This window comes from Geminicoccaceae bacterium (genome assembly GCA_020638465.1).
Taxonomy (GTDB): domain Bacteria; phylum Pseudomonadota; class Alphaproteobacteria; order Geminicoccales; family Geminicoccaceae; genus JAGREO01.
This window is the reverse complement of sequence record JACKIM010000001.1, coordinates 1,501,001-1,517,824: the sequence shown is the minus strand read 5'-3', so window position 1 is coordinate 1,517,824 and position 16,824 is coordinate 1,501,001. Positions and strand designations below refer to the sequence as shown.

Here is a 16,824-nt window from a genome sequence, read left to right as displayed (position 1 = left end):
ATGAAAAGCCACTCGATGAATCACGGTCATCAACGTCATTCATGGCGGAATACGGCACTCGGCGTAACGGCGCTGGCAACCAGCCTCGCCCTTTCGGCCTGCGACGGCTATGGACCGCATTCAACGACGGTGGAAGACACCCTACGCGCCGTGTCGTTCGAGCCGCCACCGGCCGATCCGAAAGCGATCTCCCGCGACAACCGGCCCATTCCCGCTGCCACCGTTCCGTTATCCGACAAGGAGCCCAGCCTCTATCTGGGAGCCGGCAATCCCCAAAGGCAGTCAGGCGCACAATCGCCACAACGGGATGACAAGGGAGTCAAGATCAATTTCGATGGGGTCAGCATCTCCGAAGCGGTAAAGGTTGTCCTGGGTGACATTCTCGGTGCCACCTACACCATGGCTCCGGGAATCAGCGGCGACGTCATGCTCTCATCGAGCGCGCCGCTCGACGACGACGAACTCGTCAGCATGCTCGAAATGGCGCTGCGAATGAATGGCGCCACCCTGATCCGAACCGGGCACAATGCCTACGCCATCACGCCCAGCGACAAGGTTGGCGGGGCCGTCGAGACCGCCTGGCTCGGTGGCCCGACACCACCGCGGGTGGCTCCCGGCAAGGGAGTGACCATTGTCCCGCTGCGTTATGTCAAGGCGAGTTCAGCCGCCCAGTTCGTTCAGCCGCTGCTCAGCCATCCCGAGAACATGCGCATCGACGAAAGTCACAACCTGATCCTGTTCACCGGTTCGACATCGGAACGGCAGATGGTCATCGACACCATCGACGAGGTCGACGTCAACTGGATGGCCGGCCGGTCAGCCGGGGTTTTCCCACTGAAGGTCGCAACACCGGATGTCATCATTCCGGAACTCGAGGTCTTGTCGACCCCATTCGACGCTGGCCCCGGCGCCGGCTCGACGATCCACTTCATGGCCATGGACCGGCTGAACGCCATTCTGGCCATCGCCAACAGGCCGGAGCAGATCACCGACATTGGCCGCTGGATCGAACGGCTGGATCGCGGCAACGTCAGCGGCATCCAGTTCTTCGTTTACCAGCTGCAACATGTGCCCGCCGAAAATGTTGCCAAGGTGTTGTCGGATACCTTTGGCGAAGGAGGCGAGCTCAGCTCGGGCGAAACCCTGATCGGCATGACCCCGAATTCACCGAATGTGCCCGAAGAGGGTGAGTTCACCGATACTGCGATCACGACAACAGGGCTCGGCACAACCGGCTCGCGCACCGGCAACCCGCTCAAGGGTGTGCGGATCGTCCCCAACCCGCTCAACAATACCCTGCTCATTCGTGCCACTCCGGAAGCCTACCGAATGATCGAGTCAACCTTGCGGCGCCTCGATGTTGCGCCGTTGCAGGTGCTGATCGAAGCCACGATTGCTGAAGTGACGCTCAATGATACGTTGCGTTATGGTGTCCAGTACTATCTCGATGCGGGCGCGATCAAGGCGGGCTTCAACAACACCACACCCAGCACAGGCGTCATAGAGCCCAACCTGCTCAATCCGCTGGCACGGCTGCCGGGTTTCAATCTCGTCGCCACTCCCGGAAGCTCCAACATCACCATCGACGCGCTCGCCCGCATCACCAATGTCAAGGTGCTCTCCTCGCCTTCGGTGGTCGTGCAGGACAACAGCGAGGCGGTGCTCAATGTCGGCGACGAGGTTCCGATCACGACGAGAAGTGCGGTCAGCGTTGATGATCCCAATGCTCCCGTCGTCAACAACATCGAATATCGTGACACCGGTGTCATTCTCGAAGTGAAGCCGCGTATCAGTTCGAATGAAATCGTCGCTCTCGATATTTCCCAGGAAGTGTCTCGTGTCGCCACCGAATCGACGAGCTCCGACAACCTCACCCCGATCATCTCGCAACGCAAGATTACCAGCCATGTCAATGTTCAATCAGGGCAGACCGTTGTCCTCGGCGGACTGATTCAGGATGCCACTACCCACTCCAACGACAAGATCCCGATGCTGGGCGACATCCCCATGCTGGGTGCGCTTTTCGGAAGCAACAACAATCAGGCGGTACGAACCGAACTCATCGTCTTCATCACGCCGCGCATCGTACGCAATCCGATCGATGCGCGTGACGCCAGTGAGGAGATGCGTTCGAAAATGCGGGCACTCAACCCGAACTCGCTCGGTCCGGTGATCGAGCACGAGAGTGATCCGCTGGCCGGCCCGGAGCCTCAGGCGGCCCCGGTGGCGAACTCCGTCGGGCAGCCGCGCAAGCCTGTCATCGGACGGCAGCCGCTGGCCATGGACCGTCTGCCCGCTCCCCGCCGTTCCCACGCGCTGCTGGCACCGCCCGTACAGCCTGCAATCGAAGTCCAGCCGACAATCGATCTGGCCAGGCCTGCCGGCCACCCGCGATCATCCATGACTGCGCTCGCGGTAGCCAGGACCGAACCGGCGGTCACGACCGCGATGGCGACAACCGCCACGACACCTGCGGCCACCATTGCCCCCAGACAGGACAATGCCACGGCCGACCTTCCCGTAACCACGGCCATGCTCAACACGCAGGATTCCCGAACGCCTGAAGATACGACATCCGGAAACAGGAACGCGTCAGCGGCTGTCGCCACCAGCGGCCCCACACCCCTGGCCATCTCATCGAAAGAGGCCATCGCGCGGCGCCTGGATGCCATGTTCGACTTCACGACGACGTGGCCTGCCGCCCATTCCTCCCACAGGACAATCAGTTGGCAGGTCATGGCCGAACTCCTCATGGACCGGCATCCCACCGGTGCCGGAACCCGGACCTCCACGAAAAAGAGGAATACCCACCGACCGGGTTTCACCCGTCTGGCGGACGTGGAAAATGCCGTGCGGCGTTCGGTGGCGATCGCCACGACCGCGGAAATGCCGACTCATGCGGCGGCCGCCGTGACCTCGCTGGCGGCCGCGACGACCACCCGAGAGCCAACATCGCCTGGTCCGTCGGCGACAATCGGCAGTGCCCCGCAGATCGGGAGCGAGACACCCGAAGCTGCGGCGGATCGGGATCCGGCACTGGACCGCATCAAGCCGGTGCGGGCCTGCGACATTTATTTTTCCGGCACGCCTTCGCATGACAGCGAGATCCACACGCTCATGCTGCGTCTTTGCAACCGGATCTCCTGATCGTGGCGGCTGCCGGCATCACCAAGTGACCCACAGGCCCGCTGGCCGGCAGATATGGCGGACAGTCCTTCGCATTGCGCCAGTCAACCCAACGGCTCAGGCAACAGCCTTCGAGCGCTGGATCGCCTCCTTGTAGAGCGCTGCATATTGTCGCGCCGGCCGCTCCCAGCCGACAGGGCGGGTCATGCCGCGGCGCTGCAGTGTTTCGAAGGCTCCCGGCTCGCGATGCAATCGGATGGTCCTGCTGATGGCTGAGGACAGCGCATCATTGTTCACGGGTCCGAACTGGATGCCGGTACTCACACCGTCCGCAAGCGCCGCATCATTGGCATCGATGACGGTATCGGCGAGCCCCCCCGTTCGCGCCACCACCGGTACGCAGCCATAACGCAGTCCGTAGAGCTGGGTCAGACCGCAGGGCTCGAAGCGCGAGGGAACGAGAATGGCATCGGAACCACCCTGCAACTGATGCGACAGCGGCTCGTCATAACCCATGACACAGCCAACCCGCCCATGCCACGCCAACGTCGCCGCGACGAAGCCGGCTTCCAGTCCCGGATCACCCGCGCCCAGGAGTGCGAACTGCCCACCGCTCCGGACCAGATGCGGCAGGACATCGAGCAGCACATCCATGCCCTTTTGCCAGGTCAGCCGGGTCACCGAACAAAACAGCGTCGCGTCGGGATCGACCTCCAATCCCATGCGTTTTTGCAACCATGCCTTGTTGGCGGCCCTCGGCGCCGGCGAAGTGGCACTGTATGTTGCGGCAAGGTGAGGATCCGATGCCGGGTTCCAGATCTCCTCGTCGATGCCGTTGACGATCCCGACCAGATCGGCCCGACGCTTGCGCAGGAGTCCGTCGAGCCCCATGCCGTAGACGGGCGTGAGGATTTCCTCGGCATAGGTGGGACTTACCGTGGTCACCATGTCGGCATAGTTCAGCCCGGCCTTGAGCGTGCCGATTGTACCATAATACTCCAATCCATCGACGTGGAACGCGTCCGAAGGCAGATGCAATGCATCCAGCAGATTCGGAGCGGCCTGTCCCTGAAAGGCGATGTTGTGCACCGTCATCACCGTCGCCGGACGTGGCCTGCCCGACAACGCCAGATAGGCCGGCGCCAGCCCCGCCTGCCAGTCGTGACCATGCACGACATCGACGTCATAGCCGCTGACCAGCCCCTGGCCGATCATCGCGGCCACCAGCGAGAGGGCCGCAAAACGCTGGGCGTTATCCGGCCAGTCGCTGCCATCCGGTCCCAGATAGGGATTGCCCGGCCGATCGAATAGATGCGGGGCGTCGATCACCAGCAGGTCGAGACCTCCCGCAACTCCGTCAGCGGCGAGAATCGTTGCCGGCCTTCCCATCAGGTCATCGATTTCCGCCACCGCCTCGGCCGCCTTCAGAGCGGCCCTGACGCCAGGATAACCGGGAATCAGCGTGCGGATGTGCACGTCCTCCCTTTTCAGCGCCACAGGCAACGCTCCAGCGACATCGGCAAGGCCGCCTGTCTTGATGAGGGGGAACAGTTCGGATGTGACGGAGAGGACCTCGATCATTTGGCATTCCTGTCGATGAGGCATGATCCGATATCGTCCGCCGAAGCGAAGCGGACCAGAAGCGAACAGGCATGCTCGACAAGCGATCGGTCGAGCAGCCCGGAACCGAAATCATAAACCACCAGCAATAATTGCCGGGCAGAAAATGTCACCATGGAACGGATGCTATCGGAAGTAGGAGAACCGAACGCGCCAACCCCGTCGGCCAGCACCGGCAGGCCCTCGAGGTTGAGCGGGCCGCGGCCGATACCCTCGTAGCTCTCCCCGGCTCCCGCGACGCGCAGGGTGACGCCCCCATGAAGCGTTCCGGAATCGTAGGTCCCGATCGACAGACCGGTCTCCAGCGACAGGATATTGTTGATGTCGACAATATTGTTGATGGAGTCGAGTCCCTTGCCCTGCGCCACTCGCCGGGCCAGCGCCTCGGCGGCGGGACGATAGCGGCTCGGATCCTTGCCGCAGGCCCTGTAGGCAGCGCGGGTGGCAGCAATGGCAGCCTGATCCTGCGGTCTCAAGGTCGCATAGCGTTCCCGCGCCTGTTCGAGGCAACGGTCGAGTTCGCCGCGGAGGTCGGCGGGGCTGTCGCATACCCCGACCCGGGCCGCAACCGCACCCAGCCGCAATCCGGTCTGGCAGCGCTGAATCATGTCCGGAGCAATATCGATCGTATGGGGAAAATCAGCCATTCACCGCTCACTCACGATCGAGAACAAACCATGACGTGGAAAGTGGCGGCAGGTTGATGAGTGCCGAACAGGGTCGGCCATGACTGGCGATATCCTCGGTATGGACAGCGCCCAGATTGCCCTGGCCGGAACCGCCATAGACTTCGGCATCGGTGTTGAGGATTTCCCGCCAGCGGCCGGCATCCTGCAGTCCGATACGATATTCGCGTGGCACCGGAGTAAGATTGCAGATCACCAGCACGGGCGGATCGTCGCCATCGCTCTTGCGTAGCCATGCGAATACCGAGTTTTCGGCATCATTCGCTTCGAGCCACTCGAACCCGCGCCCGTCGCAATCGAGCCGGTGCAGTGCCGGCGTGGCCGCATAGGCATGATTGAGGTCCCTCACGAGCATCTGCACACCCTTGTGCCAATGACTGTCCAGCAGATGCCAGTCGAGGGAATGCTCCGCGTTCCATTCGGCTCCCTGAGCGAATTCCTGCCCCATGAACAACAGCTTCTTGCCGGGATGTCCCCACATGAAACCGTAATAGGCTCTCAGATTGGCGAATTTCTGCCATGCGTCGCCGGGCATGCGCGCAAGGATCGATCCCTTGCCGTGGACCACCTCGTCATGGCTGAGCGGCAGCACGAAATTCTCGGAAAAGGCGTAGAGCAGGCCGAAGGTCAGTTCGTGGTGGTGCCAGCGGCGATGCACGGGCTCCTTGCTCATGAAATTGAGCGTGTCATGCATCCAGCCCATGTTCCACTTGAAGCCGAAGCCGAGGCCGCCAACCCAGGTCGGTCTGGATACCCCCGGCCACGAGGTGCTTTCCTCGGCGACCGTCACGATGCCACCATCCTCGCCGTAACATAGTTCGTTCATCCGGCGCAGGAACTCGATGGCCTCGATATTCTCGCGTCCGCCATAGCGATTGGGCACCCACTCCCCCTCCTTTCGAGAGTAGTCGAGGTAGAGCATGGAGGCGACGGCATCGACCCGCAGCCCGTCGAGATGATAGCGGTCGAGCCAGAACAGGGCATTGGCATGCAGATAATTGGCGACCTCGGGGCGGCCATAATTGTAGATCAGCGTATTCCAGTCCTGATGGAAGCCCTGACGCGGATCCTCGTGTTCATACAGGGCGGTACCGTCATACCGGGCGATCCCGTGAGTATCGGTGGGAAAATGGCCGGGTACCCAGTCGAGCAGGACGCTGATGTTCTCGTTATGGCAGCGATCCACAAACCGGGCAAAAGCAGCCGGTTCGCCGAATCGTGACGTCGGCGCAAACAGCCCTACCGGCTGATACCCCCATGAGCCGTCAAACGGATGCTCGGTGACAGGCAGCAGCTCGATGTGGGTGAAGCCCATCTCCTTGACGTAGGGCACCAGCCGGTCGGCAAGCTCATCATAGGTCAAAAAACGGTTGTCCGGACCTCGTTGCCATGACCCCAGATGGACTTCGAGAATCGATATCGGCGCATGGACGTCCTGCATCTCCTGTCGCCGCTGCAACCAGTCCTGATCGTGCCACTCGAAATCGATCGAGGCGACGACCGATGCCGTCTTCGGGCGCAGTTCCGCGGCGAAGCCGACCGGGTCGGCCTTGAGCGGGAGGATCGAGCCGTCGGCGCGCCGGATCTCGTACTTGTAGACCGTACCTTCGGCAAGGCCGGGGATGAAGATCTCGAACACACCGGTCGCCGGATGGTTCCGCATCGGGTGGCGGCGACCATCCCAGCCGTTGAAGTCGCCCACGACCGAAACACGCTGGGCATTGGGTGCCCAGGTGGAAAAATGTACTCCCTGCACATCGTCGTGGGTGATCACATGCGCCCCCAATCTCTCCCACAACCGACGATGTGTGCCTTCGCGTATGAGATAGTTGTCCATCTCGCCCAATACCGGGCCGAAACGATAGGGGTCCTCGACCTCCCAGGTATCGCCACCGCGCCTCGCCCGCAGGCTGTAGGCGATCCAGACCGGCCTGCCTCTCACCCTGCCCTCGAAAAACCCATCGGGGTGGCGCCGGTCAAGGCTGCCGATCACCTCACCCGTGGCCTTTTCGACCACGTCGACCTGCTCGGCAGCGTGAACGAAAGCGCGGATCAGAAGATCATCACCATCGGTGTGCGGTCCAAGCACGGAAAACGGATTGCCGTGCGTACCTCTCATGATCTCGGCAACGGTCTCACTCGACAACATCCGCATTCTCCCTATTCACGAGCAGCCCGGTAAACATTCGCCGCCGGTCGCGGACAGATTGTGGCACAGCCCGGCGAAGCTTGCACGAATGACAGCCGTGGGAAAGCGAGGCGGCCGGTCATTGGCAAATTTCCTGACTGCCACCATTGTCACACGCGGTTCAGGGTTTGCCGCCAACGCCCGGTGTGCTCCTCACGGACGGTCATTTCTCCGCGTGGATCCTGCCTCTTCGCGACGAGGAAAACGGAAGGAAGAAATACGGAAGGAGGAAATTCGGCGAAGAGTGCCGTCTGCCAGGTCCACGCCATCCGGGAAAGATCCCCGGCCATCGGTACCTCCCGCGATCAGACCCGACCAAGGGCAAAACCCCTGGCGATGTGATTGCGGACGAACCAGATGGCGATCGCACCCGGAACAATGGTGAGTACCGCACCTGCGGCCACAAGGCCGGGCTCATAACCGGAGCCACTCGTGGCGAGGGTCATCACCGCCGCGATCGGCTTGGCTGCGGCAGCCGACAGGTTTGTGGCCAGCAGCAACTCGCCCCAGGAGAACATGAAGCAGAAGAACGCCGTGACACCGATCCCGCCCGCGATCAGCGGCACGAAGATGCGGATGAAGAAACGGGGGAAGCGATAGCCGTCCATACGGGCGGTCTCGTCGATCTCCCTGGGCACGCCCGACATGAACCCCTCGAGGATCCATACGGCCAGCGGGATGCTGAACAGACAATGGGCCAAGGCCACGGCGAGGGGTGTACCGAACAGGCCGAGTGCCGAATAGAGCTGGTAGAATGGCCCAACGAATACCACCGTGGGAGCCATGCGACCGACCAGCAACCAGAAGAACAGGTGCTTGCCGCCAGGGAAGCGGTAACGAGAAAAGGCATAGGCTGCCGGCAAGGCAAGAATGACCGAAATCAGCGTGTTCAACACAACATAGGTCATCGAGTTCAGGTAGCCATTGTACCAGACGGGATCAGTGAAGATCGCTATATAGTTGGCAACTGAGAATTCCCTCGGAAACAGGGAAAATCCGGCATGAATCCCGTCGACTGCCCTGAACGACATCGTCACCAACCAGACGATCGGCAGCATCAGGAAAATGATATAGGCTAGAAGGACAATAAATTTATGGATTTTCACCACTTTTCTTCCCGTGTCGAGAATCTGTAGAAAAACCAGCACGCCAGCAGTGTCATCAGGAAGTAGATGATACTCATGGCGGCAGCAAAGCCGGGATCGAATTCACCGGTCGCCACCGTCAGCAGATCGGCAGACAGCAGGGTTGTCGAATTGCCTGGGCCGCCGCGCGTGAGCTCGAACGGCTCGGCGTAGATCACAAAACTGTCCATGAAACGCAGCAGAAAGGCTATGGCCAGCACATGGCCCATCTTCGGCAGCTCGACATGGCGAAACACAACCCAGCGCGAGGCACCGTCGATTTGCGCCGCCCGATAAGTAATATAAGGGATTGCCTGCAACCGAAGATAGGCCAGCAACACCACCAGCGAAGTCCAGTGCCAGACGTCCATGAGCACGATGGTCAACCACGCGGCGATCGGCCCGCTGGTGAAATCGTACCGAAATCCCAGGGCATTCAACGCATACCCAAGCAATCCCAGATCGGGCAGGGCATAGATGTTCCACATCGTTCCGATGACATTCCACGGAACCAACAGCGGTAATGCCGTCAATACCAGACAAACCGATGCCCACGGACCGGAACGGGGCATGTTCAGGGCAATGACAACACCCAGCGGGATCTCAATGGCCAGAATGATCGCGGTAAAGGCGAACTGGCGCAACAGCGCACCATGGAAGCCGTCCGAGAACAGAACCTCACGATACCAGCGCACGTGCTCGAAGGAGAACACACTGCTGCCCGAAGCACCCTGTACCGAGTAGTTGACCAAAGTCATCAGTGGAACGACTGCGTTCATGGCAAAGATCAGCAGAACCGGCACGACCATGAACCATGCGCGATTGTTCCACGGCTTGTCCATCAGGCGGCCTCCCTTCCAGCGGTCAAGCGACTGCACGCTGCCTCCGGTTCAGACAACCAGCGATTATCGCCCGTCGCAACCGGCATCTTACACGTTGAGGCATCTCTGCCACGGCCAGCATTGCCGGTACCGGGCAACGGCGTCAGCTATCGGTCGCCTGTCCGGCTGAAACAGTTACGACCTGCTCCATCATCCACCGATCGAGGTTCTCGATTTCCTCCTTCGTCAACCGCAGGCCCAGTCGCGTGCGCCTCCAGACCACATCCTCCGCCCGCCACGCCCATTCGCGCTGCATCATCCACCGCACCTCCGCCTCCGTGAGATTGAAGCCGAAATGCCGTCCGAGATCCTCGAACCGCCGCGCTGTACCCAGGACATCAAAGGCTTCGGTACCGAAGTGACGGACCAGCCGGTCCGCAAAAGCCGCATCGACAAAGTCGTAACGCGCACGAACCTGTTGCTTCAGATCCTCCACTCCGTCGACCGGAAAATCGCCGCCAGGCATCGCCACGCCGGCGGTCCACGGTGCCTTCATCCGCGGGAAATACGGTTGAAGCTTGGCCAATGCCGATTCTGCCAGCCGCCGGTAGGTGGTGATCTTTCCGCCGAAGATGTTGAGCAGCGGAGCCTTGCCGCCCTCGTCATTCACCCGCAGCACATAGTCGCGCGTCGCCGATGTCGCGGACTTGGCACCATCGTCATAGAGCGGCCGCACTCCGGCATAGCGCCAGACGATGTCTGAAGTGGACAACGGCTTGCTGAAATATTCCGATGCCGCCGCGCACAGATAGGCCGCCTCCTGCGCGCTGCATGCGACCTCTCCCGGATCCCCCTCATGATCGCGGTCGGTCGTGCCGATCAGGGTAAAGTCCTGCTCGTAGGGAATGGCGAAGATGATGCGATTGTCCGCATTCTGGAAGATGTAGGCCCGATCATGGTCATGGATCCGCCTGACGACGATATGACTCCCACCCACCAGCCGTATGCGGTCGCCCGCATGCAGGTGCAACCGGTCGTCGATGATCTCGCTGACCCAGGGTCCGCCGGCGTTGACCAGACCGCGCGCACGGATCTGCCGGCGCTCGCCGGTCAACGCATCTTCAAGTTCGACCTGCCACAAACCGCCTTCGCGCCTGGCGGTCACCATCGCTGTGCGTACCGCGATGGTCGCACCCCTCGCTGCCGCATCGCGGGCGTTCAGCACGACAAGTCGCGAATCCTGCACCCAGCAATCGGAGTACTCGAATCCACGCTTGTAGATATCTTTCAGCGGTTTGCCCGCAATGTCGCTTGTCAGGTCAAGGCTGCGCGTTCCGGGCAGGATCCTGCGCCCACCCAGATGATCATAAATGAACAGCCCCAGCCGCAGTAGCCAGGCGGGCCGCAGGCCGGCATGATGCGGCAGCACGAAACGCAGCGGCCAGGAAATATGCGGCATCGCCCGCAGCAACGTCTCGCGCTCGACCAGCGCCTCGCGCACCAGTCGGAACTCGTAATGTTCGAGATAGCGCAAACCGCCATGAAAGAGCTTGGTCGAGGCCGAGGACGTCGCCTGAGCAAGGTCGCTCTTTTCGCAAAGGAAAACGGACAGACCGCGACCGGCCGCATCGCGAGCGATACCGCACCCGTTGATGCCACCGCCGACAACTGCCAGATCGTAAACTGTTTCCCCCATGACTGCCCCGTTTTCATCGAAGAAATAACCGGACGGTTATGGCAGCGAGCCCAGGTTTCGTCAACGTAGCATGATAATATCGGGAGATGGATTTTTCGTTTTCGAAATATTTGATTTCAATTTCGAATATAGCGATGTGACTTCGGTAGATCCCTTTTTCAGATCCAGGCAAGCGGTGTCTTTTCCGGATGTTCCCGGTAATTGCGCATGCTCGCCTGCAGCGCCTCTGGCTCGAATACGCCGCTGGGATTATCCACGGATGGCATGGCCTGTATGAACCCCAGATAGGTATCGGCAGCGCTTACATACAACCTTGCCAGTTCACGCAGGGGATCAAGATGGTCATCGACGCGCAGGTCGAGCAGCGGATAAGGCCGATCACCGTAGATGCGCAAGGCCGCCGACTGTCGCCCGCGCTTGTCGCCACCTGCGGCCTCACCCGTTCGCAGCGCCTTGAGCAGACGTGCCCCGAACGGCCGGCTATCATCATCGAGAAAGCTTTCGAGCGTCGCTTCGACCACCTGCGGTCCCGCCAGCATGTTTCCGGCCACCGACACCCCCTTGCCGCCGACCTGACCACACCACGGAACGCAAGCACTGCCTGTACGCGCCGCTACCCTCCCCTTGACGTCGATCATATGCAACTGACGATGTTCCCGCCCCTCATCTTCAGCTACCAGTCGCTCCACCACCTTGGCCGGGGTCACGCCCTCGGCCAGCAGACGTATCCCGCGGACGCCATACATCGGATTGGTGGTGGCCTGGGTCGAAATCACCCCTACTCCGCCCTCGCCGTGCGGGCAAAGCCCACCTACGGCAAGGGCCTTCGTGGCGATAGCGATACCCAGCGCTCCGCTCTTTCTGTCAAGAGCGATGATTGACCAGGTCATGGGGCCCTTTGCACTGTCCACTCTCCCTGCATTCCGGCAAAATCACTGCGAGGACAGCAGGGCGCATCTAACAACCTGACGGGAACCGACTACAGGTAAACACTGGTTGACCCCGCCACATATCACATCGACAATTGAGCACGAAGCCATCAAGGATACCAGACCCAACCGCGCATTGACGCAACCAACAATATTTGTAGGCGCGGAGGCTTCACAATCGTCTGATCCGGGAGCCGCAACTGCCGTGCCGTCATTCGCTCGCCGGCCCATGGGAAGGGCCACACCCCCTGCTCCCTCTCCCTTCCATCAGGCCGACAGCCAGCGAACCCGGCCGAGATCGGCAATATCGTAGCCGCCCATGGCTTCGGCCTTGCCTGTGAAGTTCGGCGTGCGGGTAAAGTCGAGGAGGGCCTGCATGGGAGGCTGGAAATAGGTCCGCCGATCGATGAGCAGGTCAAAGACCTCATCAATGACCGGGACGAATTCAAGGCGAAAACGTCGTGCCATGGCCTCGATGCCAAGGGTGGCATCGGCCTCGCCCGAGACCACGGCGGCGGCGGCATCGCTTTCGGTATGGGCAGGACCCGCGACGGGCAGGATTTCCTCTGCCGAGATATTCTCTCGTCGCAGGAGTTCTTCAAACAGCATCTGCGCCCCGGCCCCTTCCTGCCGCCGTGCGACACGCCAACCTCGCAGGTCCGCGATTCCCGTCACCTTGTCCCGAGCGCTTTCACCCAGCAGCAGGCCACGGCGGCGGTGTACCCAGTTGACGAGGACCGCGCCATGCAGGTTTGCGCGATCCAGCCTGGAGATGTTCCAGTCGTCATTCTCGCGAAGGTGAAGGCCACAGGCGCCGGCCTTCCCGGAGATCCAGGTGTCGAGCCCGTCGGAACTGCCGTTAAACAATGTTGCGAGACCGCAAGCTGATTCGCGTATAGCCCATTCGAGCAGCGGATCGTGCGATCCGGTGATGACGGACGGACGCTGCTGACTGTCCTCGGGGACGTCTCCGTGCAGCCAGGCCCGGATTTCGTCACGGGGGAAGAGCAGCTTGCCGGTTATCCTGCGGTGGGGAATTTCTCCCGCCGCGGCAAGGTCATAGACCTTGCGCTCCTTGACCCGAATGAGCTCGGCTACCTCGCGGGTCGTCAGATAGGTCGATGGCGGCTGTTCCGATCCAGATGACAACGACGCTTCCCCAAAAGCTCTCGCGCTTGAACATGGCACCCTGGCGATCCGTCCGCGTCGGGATGCAACAAGTTGCCGCGTCTCTCGTCGTCGAACAGATATTCAACCAATGTGCAAGTGTCCACCACGGGCTCATGGCGAGCACTGCCAGCCGTACCTGAAGGTGATCAGTTGTTATACGTACACGCGAAAATGGAAGGAAAAACGCCTCTCCACGTGGTAACCCATGAGGCGGACGAACAAGCCCGCCCGGCCCCCGCATCCCGGAGAAACGCGCGTTCATGCATACACTTGCCCTGATTGTCGCCGGCCTTGCCCTGCTCGCGGTCTTCTGGTTCATCGCTCACTCGAAGGGACATGCCTTCGGCCCATGGTTGAACAGGTTTCTCGCCACATGGTTCACATGTTCGGCCATCAACATGGCCATTGGCATGATCTCGGCGGGCTACAGCTTCATGGAAGAATTGCCCTACTTCCTCATCGTCTCCGGCGTTCCGGGCTTCGTTGCCTGGGTAATGACCCGCTCCGGCGCCTGATGACCGCCGGCCGGATGACGACCCGGCACTGTTTTTCCGGCTCCTCGTTTACCCCGGGTTAACCGGCCGGATGCTATTCTGGTCCGCATTGTCGCAGTCAGTCCGGAGCCGCCTCACATGCGAGTTATCGTGATCGCCCTTGCATTCATCCTGAGCGCACTGTCGCAGGGCCGGGCCACGACACCCGCACTTTCCCTGGCCAGCGCCACGGCCAGGCCGATCCTGTGGGAAGTCTCCGACAGCGATTCCCGGGTCTGGATGCTGGGTTCGGTTCATGCCCTGCCCCGCGAGGTCGAATGGCGGACACCGAAGATCGACGAGCTCATCCGCACATCGCCCATCGTCTATTTCGAAACCGACGTCGACAAGACCGCCTACAGGTCGATCAGCGATGCCTGGCTGCGCTACAGCAACGACCGCAGGGTGATCGACCTCAGCTACAAGCTCAAGCCGGGAAGCTGGCGCAAACTGGAGAAGGTCGTCGAAGAGGAAGGGCTCAACCTTGCCGATTTCTACTTCGTCCAGCCATGGTACGCTGAAAAGCTGATACGGGACGCCCGGGCAGAGGATACCGGCGCGAGGACCCAGTATGGAGTCGACTACGTCATCAAGCGCGAGGCCGGTGCCGCACACAAGGACATCCGCTATCTCGAGACCGCGGACGACCAGATCAGCGCCATTTCCGCCGCCCCTGAAAGCGAAGCCCTGGCCGACCTCGAAAAATACCTCGACACGATTGACGAAGATAGCCGCAACGACCTGTTCAACCGGCTGGTCACGGCATGGCACCGGGGCGACGCCAACGGAATGGAAGCCCTGTTGCAGGAGGAGCCCATGAGTCCCTCGGTCTACGACGCCCTGCTTGTCGACCGCAACAGCAACTGGACCGACAAAATTTCCGAACTGATGGAGGGCAAGGGGCAAGCCCTGATCGTCGTCGGTGCCGCACATCTCATCGGCAAGGACAGCGTACCATCCATGCTGAAGAAAAAGGGCTTCGCCGTCACCCGATACTGACAAAGCCCCGTTCCTGTCCGGCAGGTCAGACGGACGGGATCAGACCAGGAGGGTAAGTCCCTCCTGTTCGGCAGAACGCTCGGCCCGGTCAAGCAGTCGTTGCAACTGCGCTCCCCGCTCGAAGCCGGGATCAGCCGACGCTTCGCCCCGAATGGCGGCGATGAAGGTTTCATAGATGGTCGGCACCGGTTCGGTGGGGATGGCCTCCCATGTACCGGTGAGCAGATTCTCGCCGAAGCAGCCATTCAGGGTACTGGACGACTTTTCGAACATCACCTCAAGCCCTCCCTTCTCGCCATATATTCGCAGACGAAGGTCGTTGATGTGACCGGAGGCATAGCGCGTAGCCGAAAGGGTTCCGAGGGCACCGTTTTCCAGCGTGATCTGCATGGTCGCACTGTCATTGGCATCCAGCACATATTCGCCGATCCGGCCGCCCGGGGCCTTGTCGTAATTGGCGAGCCTGCAAGAGATTTCCTTCACCTGCTGACCGGCCACATAGGTGGCGTAGTCGAGGATATGGATACCGACATCGCCGAGTACGCCCTTGGAGCCGTGCACTGTGGACAGTCGCCACAGCCATTCCGGCTGCTCGCTCCACTCTCCCCAGGCCGGCTGGGTGAGCCAGCTCTGAAGGTAGCTCGCCTCGAAGTGACGCACCGTACCCAGCGCACCGGAAGCGACAATGCGCGCGGCCTTCTGGAGCGCCTCGACCCGGCGGTAGCTGAGATTGACCATCGCCACCACGCCGGCGTGTCTGGCCGCCTCGGCCATTTCGATCGCATCGGCCTCACTGGTCGCCAGCGGTTTCTCGCACAGGATGTGCTTGCCCGCCGCCAGCACCGGCAGGGTGGTGGCATGATGGGCGGCATCGGGGGTGACATTCGCCAGCGCGTCGAATTCTCCCCAATGCAGGGCATCCTCAAGCGAGGAAAAGCGGTTGGCGATACCGTACTGGTCGCAAAAGCTCGCGAGTTGCGGCTGGCGGGTGTCAATGCCGGCGACAACGGTCACGCTGTCGATGGAGCGAAAATGGTCCACGTGATTGGCGGCCATGCGCCCCGTGCCGAGCACGGCTATCCGGACCGGTCGCGTGGAGCCCTCCGCCATGGTCAGCGCAACCCCGCTTCGCCCGGTTTGTGCAGTTGCGGACCACGCTCCTCGATGGGCTCATGTGCCTTGTCTACCGGCACGTTGGGCGCCTTGGTCGGCTCGCTCACCCGGACAGCCGGATTGCAGGCCCATTTCACCGCATTGCGCAGCACGCGCTGGACATTGGCGTCGTGATAGGTGGGGTAGGTCTCGTGACCGGGACGGAAGTAGAAGACGTTGCCGGCACCGCGCTTGTAGGTAAGACCCGAGCGAAATACCTCCCCACCCTGGAACCAGCTCACAAAGACGGTTTCCAGCGGTTCGGGAATACCGAACGGCTCACCGTACATCTCCTCGTTCTCGAGCTCGAAAAAGCGATCGATGCCGGCAGTGATCGGATGATTGAGCGACGTGACCCACAACCGCTCGCGCTCGCCTGCCTCGCGCCAGGTAAGGTTGCAAGGCGATCCCATCAGCCGCTTGAACGGCTTGGAGAAATGCGCGGAGTGCAGGAAGATCATCCCCATGCCACTCCAGACGGCCTCGCAGACGCGCTCGGCCACCGCGTCCTCGACCTTGCCATGGGCGGCATGCCCCCACCAGACCAGCACATCGGTCGCTGCCAGACGTTCCGCCGAAAGGCCGTGTTCCGGCTCCTGCAAGGTGGCGCAGGTGGCCACGATGTCATCATCGGCATTCAGGGCCGCCGCGATCGTTCCATGGATCGCCTGCGGATACAGTTCCGCAACCACCCTGTTCTCCCGTTCGTGAACATTCTCGTTCCAGACCGTGACCCTGATCGCCATCGGCGGAATTCTCCCGTCGGCAGGTTTCCCACAA

Annotated in this window: 14 protein-coding genes; 3 read left to right on the top strand and 11 right to left on the bottom strand. The window is 61.3% G+C overall.

Annotated elements, in window-relative coordinates:
• Positions 1-15 precede the first annotated feature (15 nt).
• On the top strand, positions 16-3,147 hold the full coding sequence (gene gspD, locus H6851_07175; protein MCB9943388.1) for a type II secretion system secretin GspD: 3,132 nt from the start codon (positions 16-18) through the stop codon (positions 3,145-3,147).
• A 96-nt stretch (positions 3,148-3,243) separates the two neighbouring features.
• Here gspD and glgA read toward each other — a convergent pair whose 3' ends face one another.
• The 9 genes from glgA to H6851_07130 form a co-directional block, all read right to left on the bottom strand.
• Entirely contained in the window at positions 3,244-4,707 is a 1,464-nt protein-coding gene (gene glgA / locus H6851_07170; GenBank protein ID MCB9943387.1) for a glycogen synthase GlgA, read from the bottom strand.
• Positions 4,704-5,393, bottom strand: coding sequence for a hypothetical protein (locus tag H6851_07165; protein MCB9943386.1), 690 nt, complete (start codon positions 5,391-5,393; stop codon positions 4,704-4,706). The genes glgA and H6851_07165 overlap by 4 nt, the downstream gene beginning before the upstream one ends.
• Positions 5,394-5,400: 7 nt before the next feature.
• Entirely contained in the window at positions 5,401-7,581 is a 2,181-nt protein-coding gene (glgB, locus tag H6851_07160) for a 1,4-alpha-glucan branching protein GlgB (GenBank protein MCB9943385.1), read from the bottom strand.
• A gap of 149 nt (positions 7,582-7,730) precedes the next feature.
• Complete coding sequence (locus tag H6851_07155) at positions 7,731-7,910, bottom strand: hypothetical protein (GenBank protein ID MCB9943384.1); 180 nt, start codon at positions 7,908-7,910, stop codon at positions 7,731-7,733.
• A gap of 15 nt (positions 7,911-7,925) precedes the next feature.
• On the bottom strand, positions 7,926-8,726 hold the full coding sequence (locus H6851_07150; GenBank protein ID MCB9943383.1) for a carbohydrate ABC transporter permease: 801 nt from the start codon (positions 8,724-8,726) through the stop codon (positions 7,926-7,928).
• Positions 8,723-9,586: a sugar ABC transporter permease gene (locus H6851_07145; GenBank protein MCB9943382.1), complete on the bottom strand. Its 864-nt coding sequence runs from the start codon at positions 9,584-9,586 to the stop codon at positions 8,723-8,725. The genes H6851_07150 and H6851_07145 overlap by 4 nt, the downstream gene beginning before the upstream one ends.
• A gap of 142 nt (positions 9,587-9,728) precedes the next feature.
• Entirely contained in the window at positions 9,729-11,261 is a 1,533-nt protein-coding gene (gene glpD / locus H6851_07140) for a glycerol-3-phosphate dehydrogenase (GenBank protein MCB9943381.1), read from the bottom strand.
• A 158-nt stretch (positions 11,262-11,419) separates the two neighbouring features.
• On the bottom strand, positions 11,420-12,151 hold the full coding sequence (locus H6851_07135) for a DUF1028 domain-containing protein (protein MCB9943380.1): 732 nt from the start codon (positions 12,149-12,151) through the stop codon (positions 11,420-11,422).
• Positions 12,152-12,457: 306 nt separating this feature from the next.
• Entirely contained in the window at positions 12,458-13,339 is an 882-nt protein-coding gene (locus tag H6851_07130; protein ID MCB9943379.1) for a helix-turn-helix transcriptional regulator, read from the bottom strand.
• A gap of 281 nt (positions 13,340-13,620) precedes the next feature.
• Between H6851_07130 and H6851_07125 the strand changes: the two genes are divergently transcribed.
• Complete coding sequence (locus tag H6851_07125) at positions 13,621-13,875, top strand: hypothetical protein (GenBank protein MCB9943378.1); 255 nt, start codon at positions 13,621-13,623, stop codon at positions 13,873-13,875.
• A gap of 117 nt (positions 13,876-13,992) precedes the next feature.
• On the top strand, positions 13,993-14,892 hold the full coding sequence (locus H6851_07120; GenBank protein MCB9943377.1) for a TraB/GumN family protein: 900 nt from the start codon (positions 13,993-13,995) through the stop codon (positions 14,890-14,892).
• Positions 14,893-14,931: 39 nt separating this feature from the next.
• Here H6851_07120 and H6851_07115 read toward each other — a convergent pair whose 3' ends face one another.
• Both H6851_07115 and H6851_07110 read right to left on the bottom strand, forming a co-directional pair.
• Positions 14,932-16,002, bottom strand: coding sequence for a Gfo/Idh/MocA family oxidoreductase (locus H6851_07115; GenBank protein MCB9943376.1), 1,071 nt, complete (start codon positions 16,000-16,002; stop codon positions 14,932-14,934).
• 2 nt (positions 16,003-16,004) lie between these two features.
• Complete coding sequence (locus H6851_07110) at positions 16,005-16,790, bottom strand: ThuA domain-containing protein (GenBank protein ID MCB9943375.1); 786 nt, start codon at positions 16,788-16,790, stop codon at positions 16,005-16,007.
• Positions 16,791-16,824: the final 34 nt, after the last annotated feature.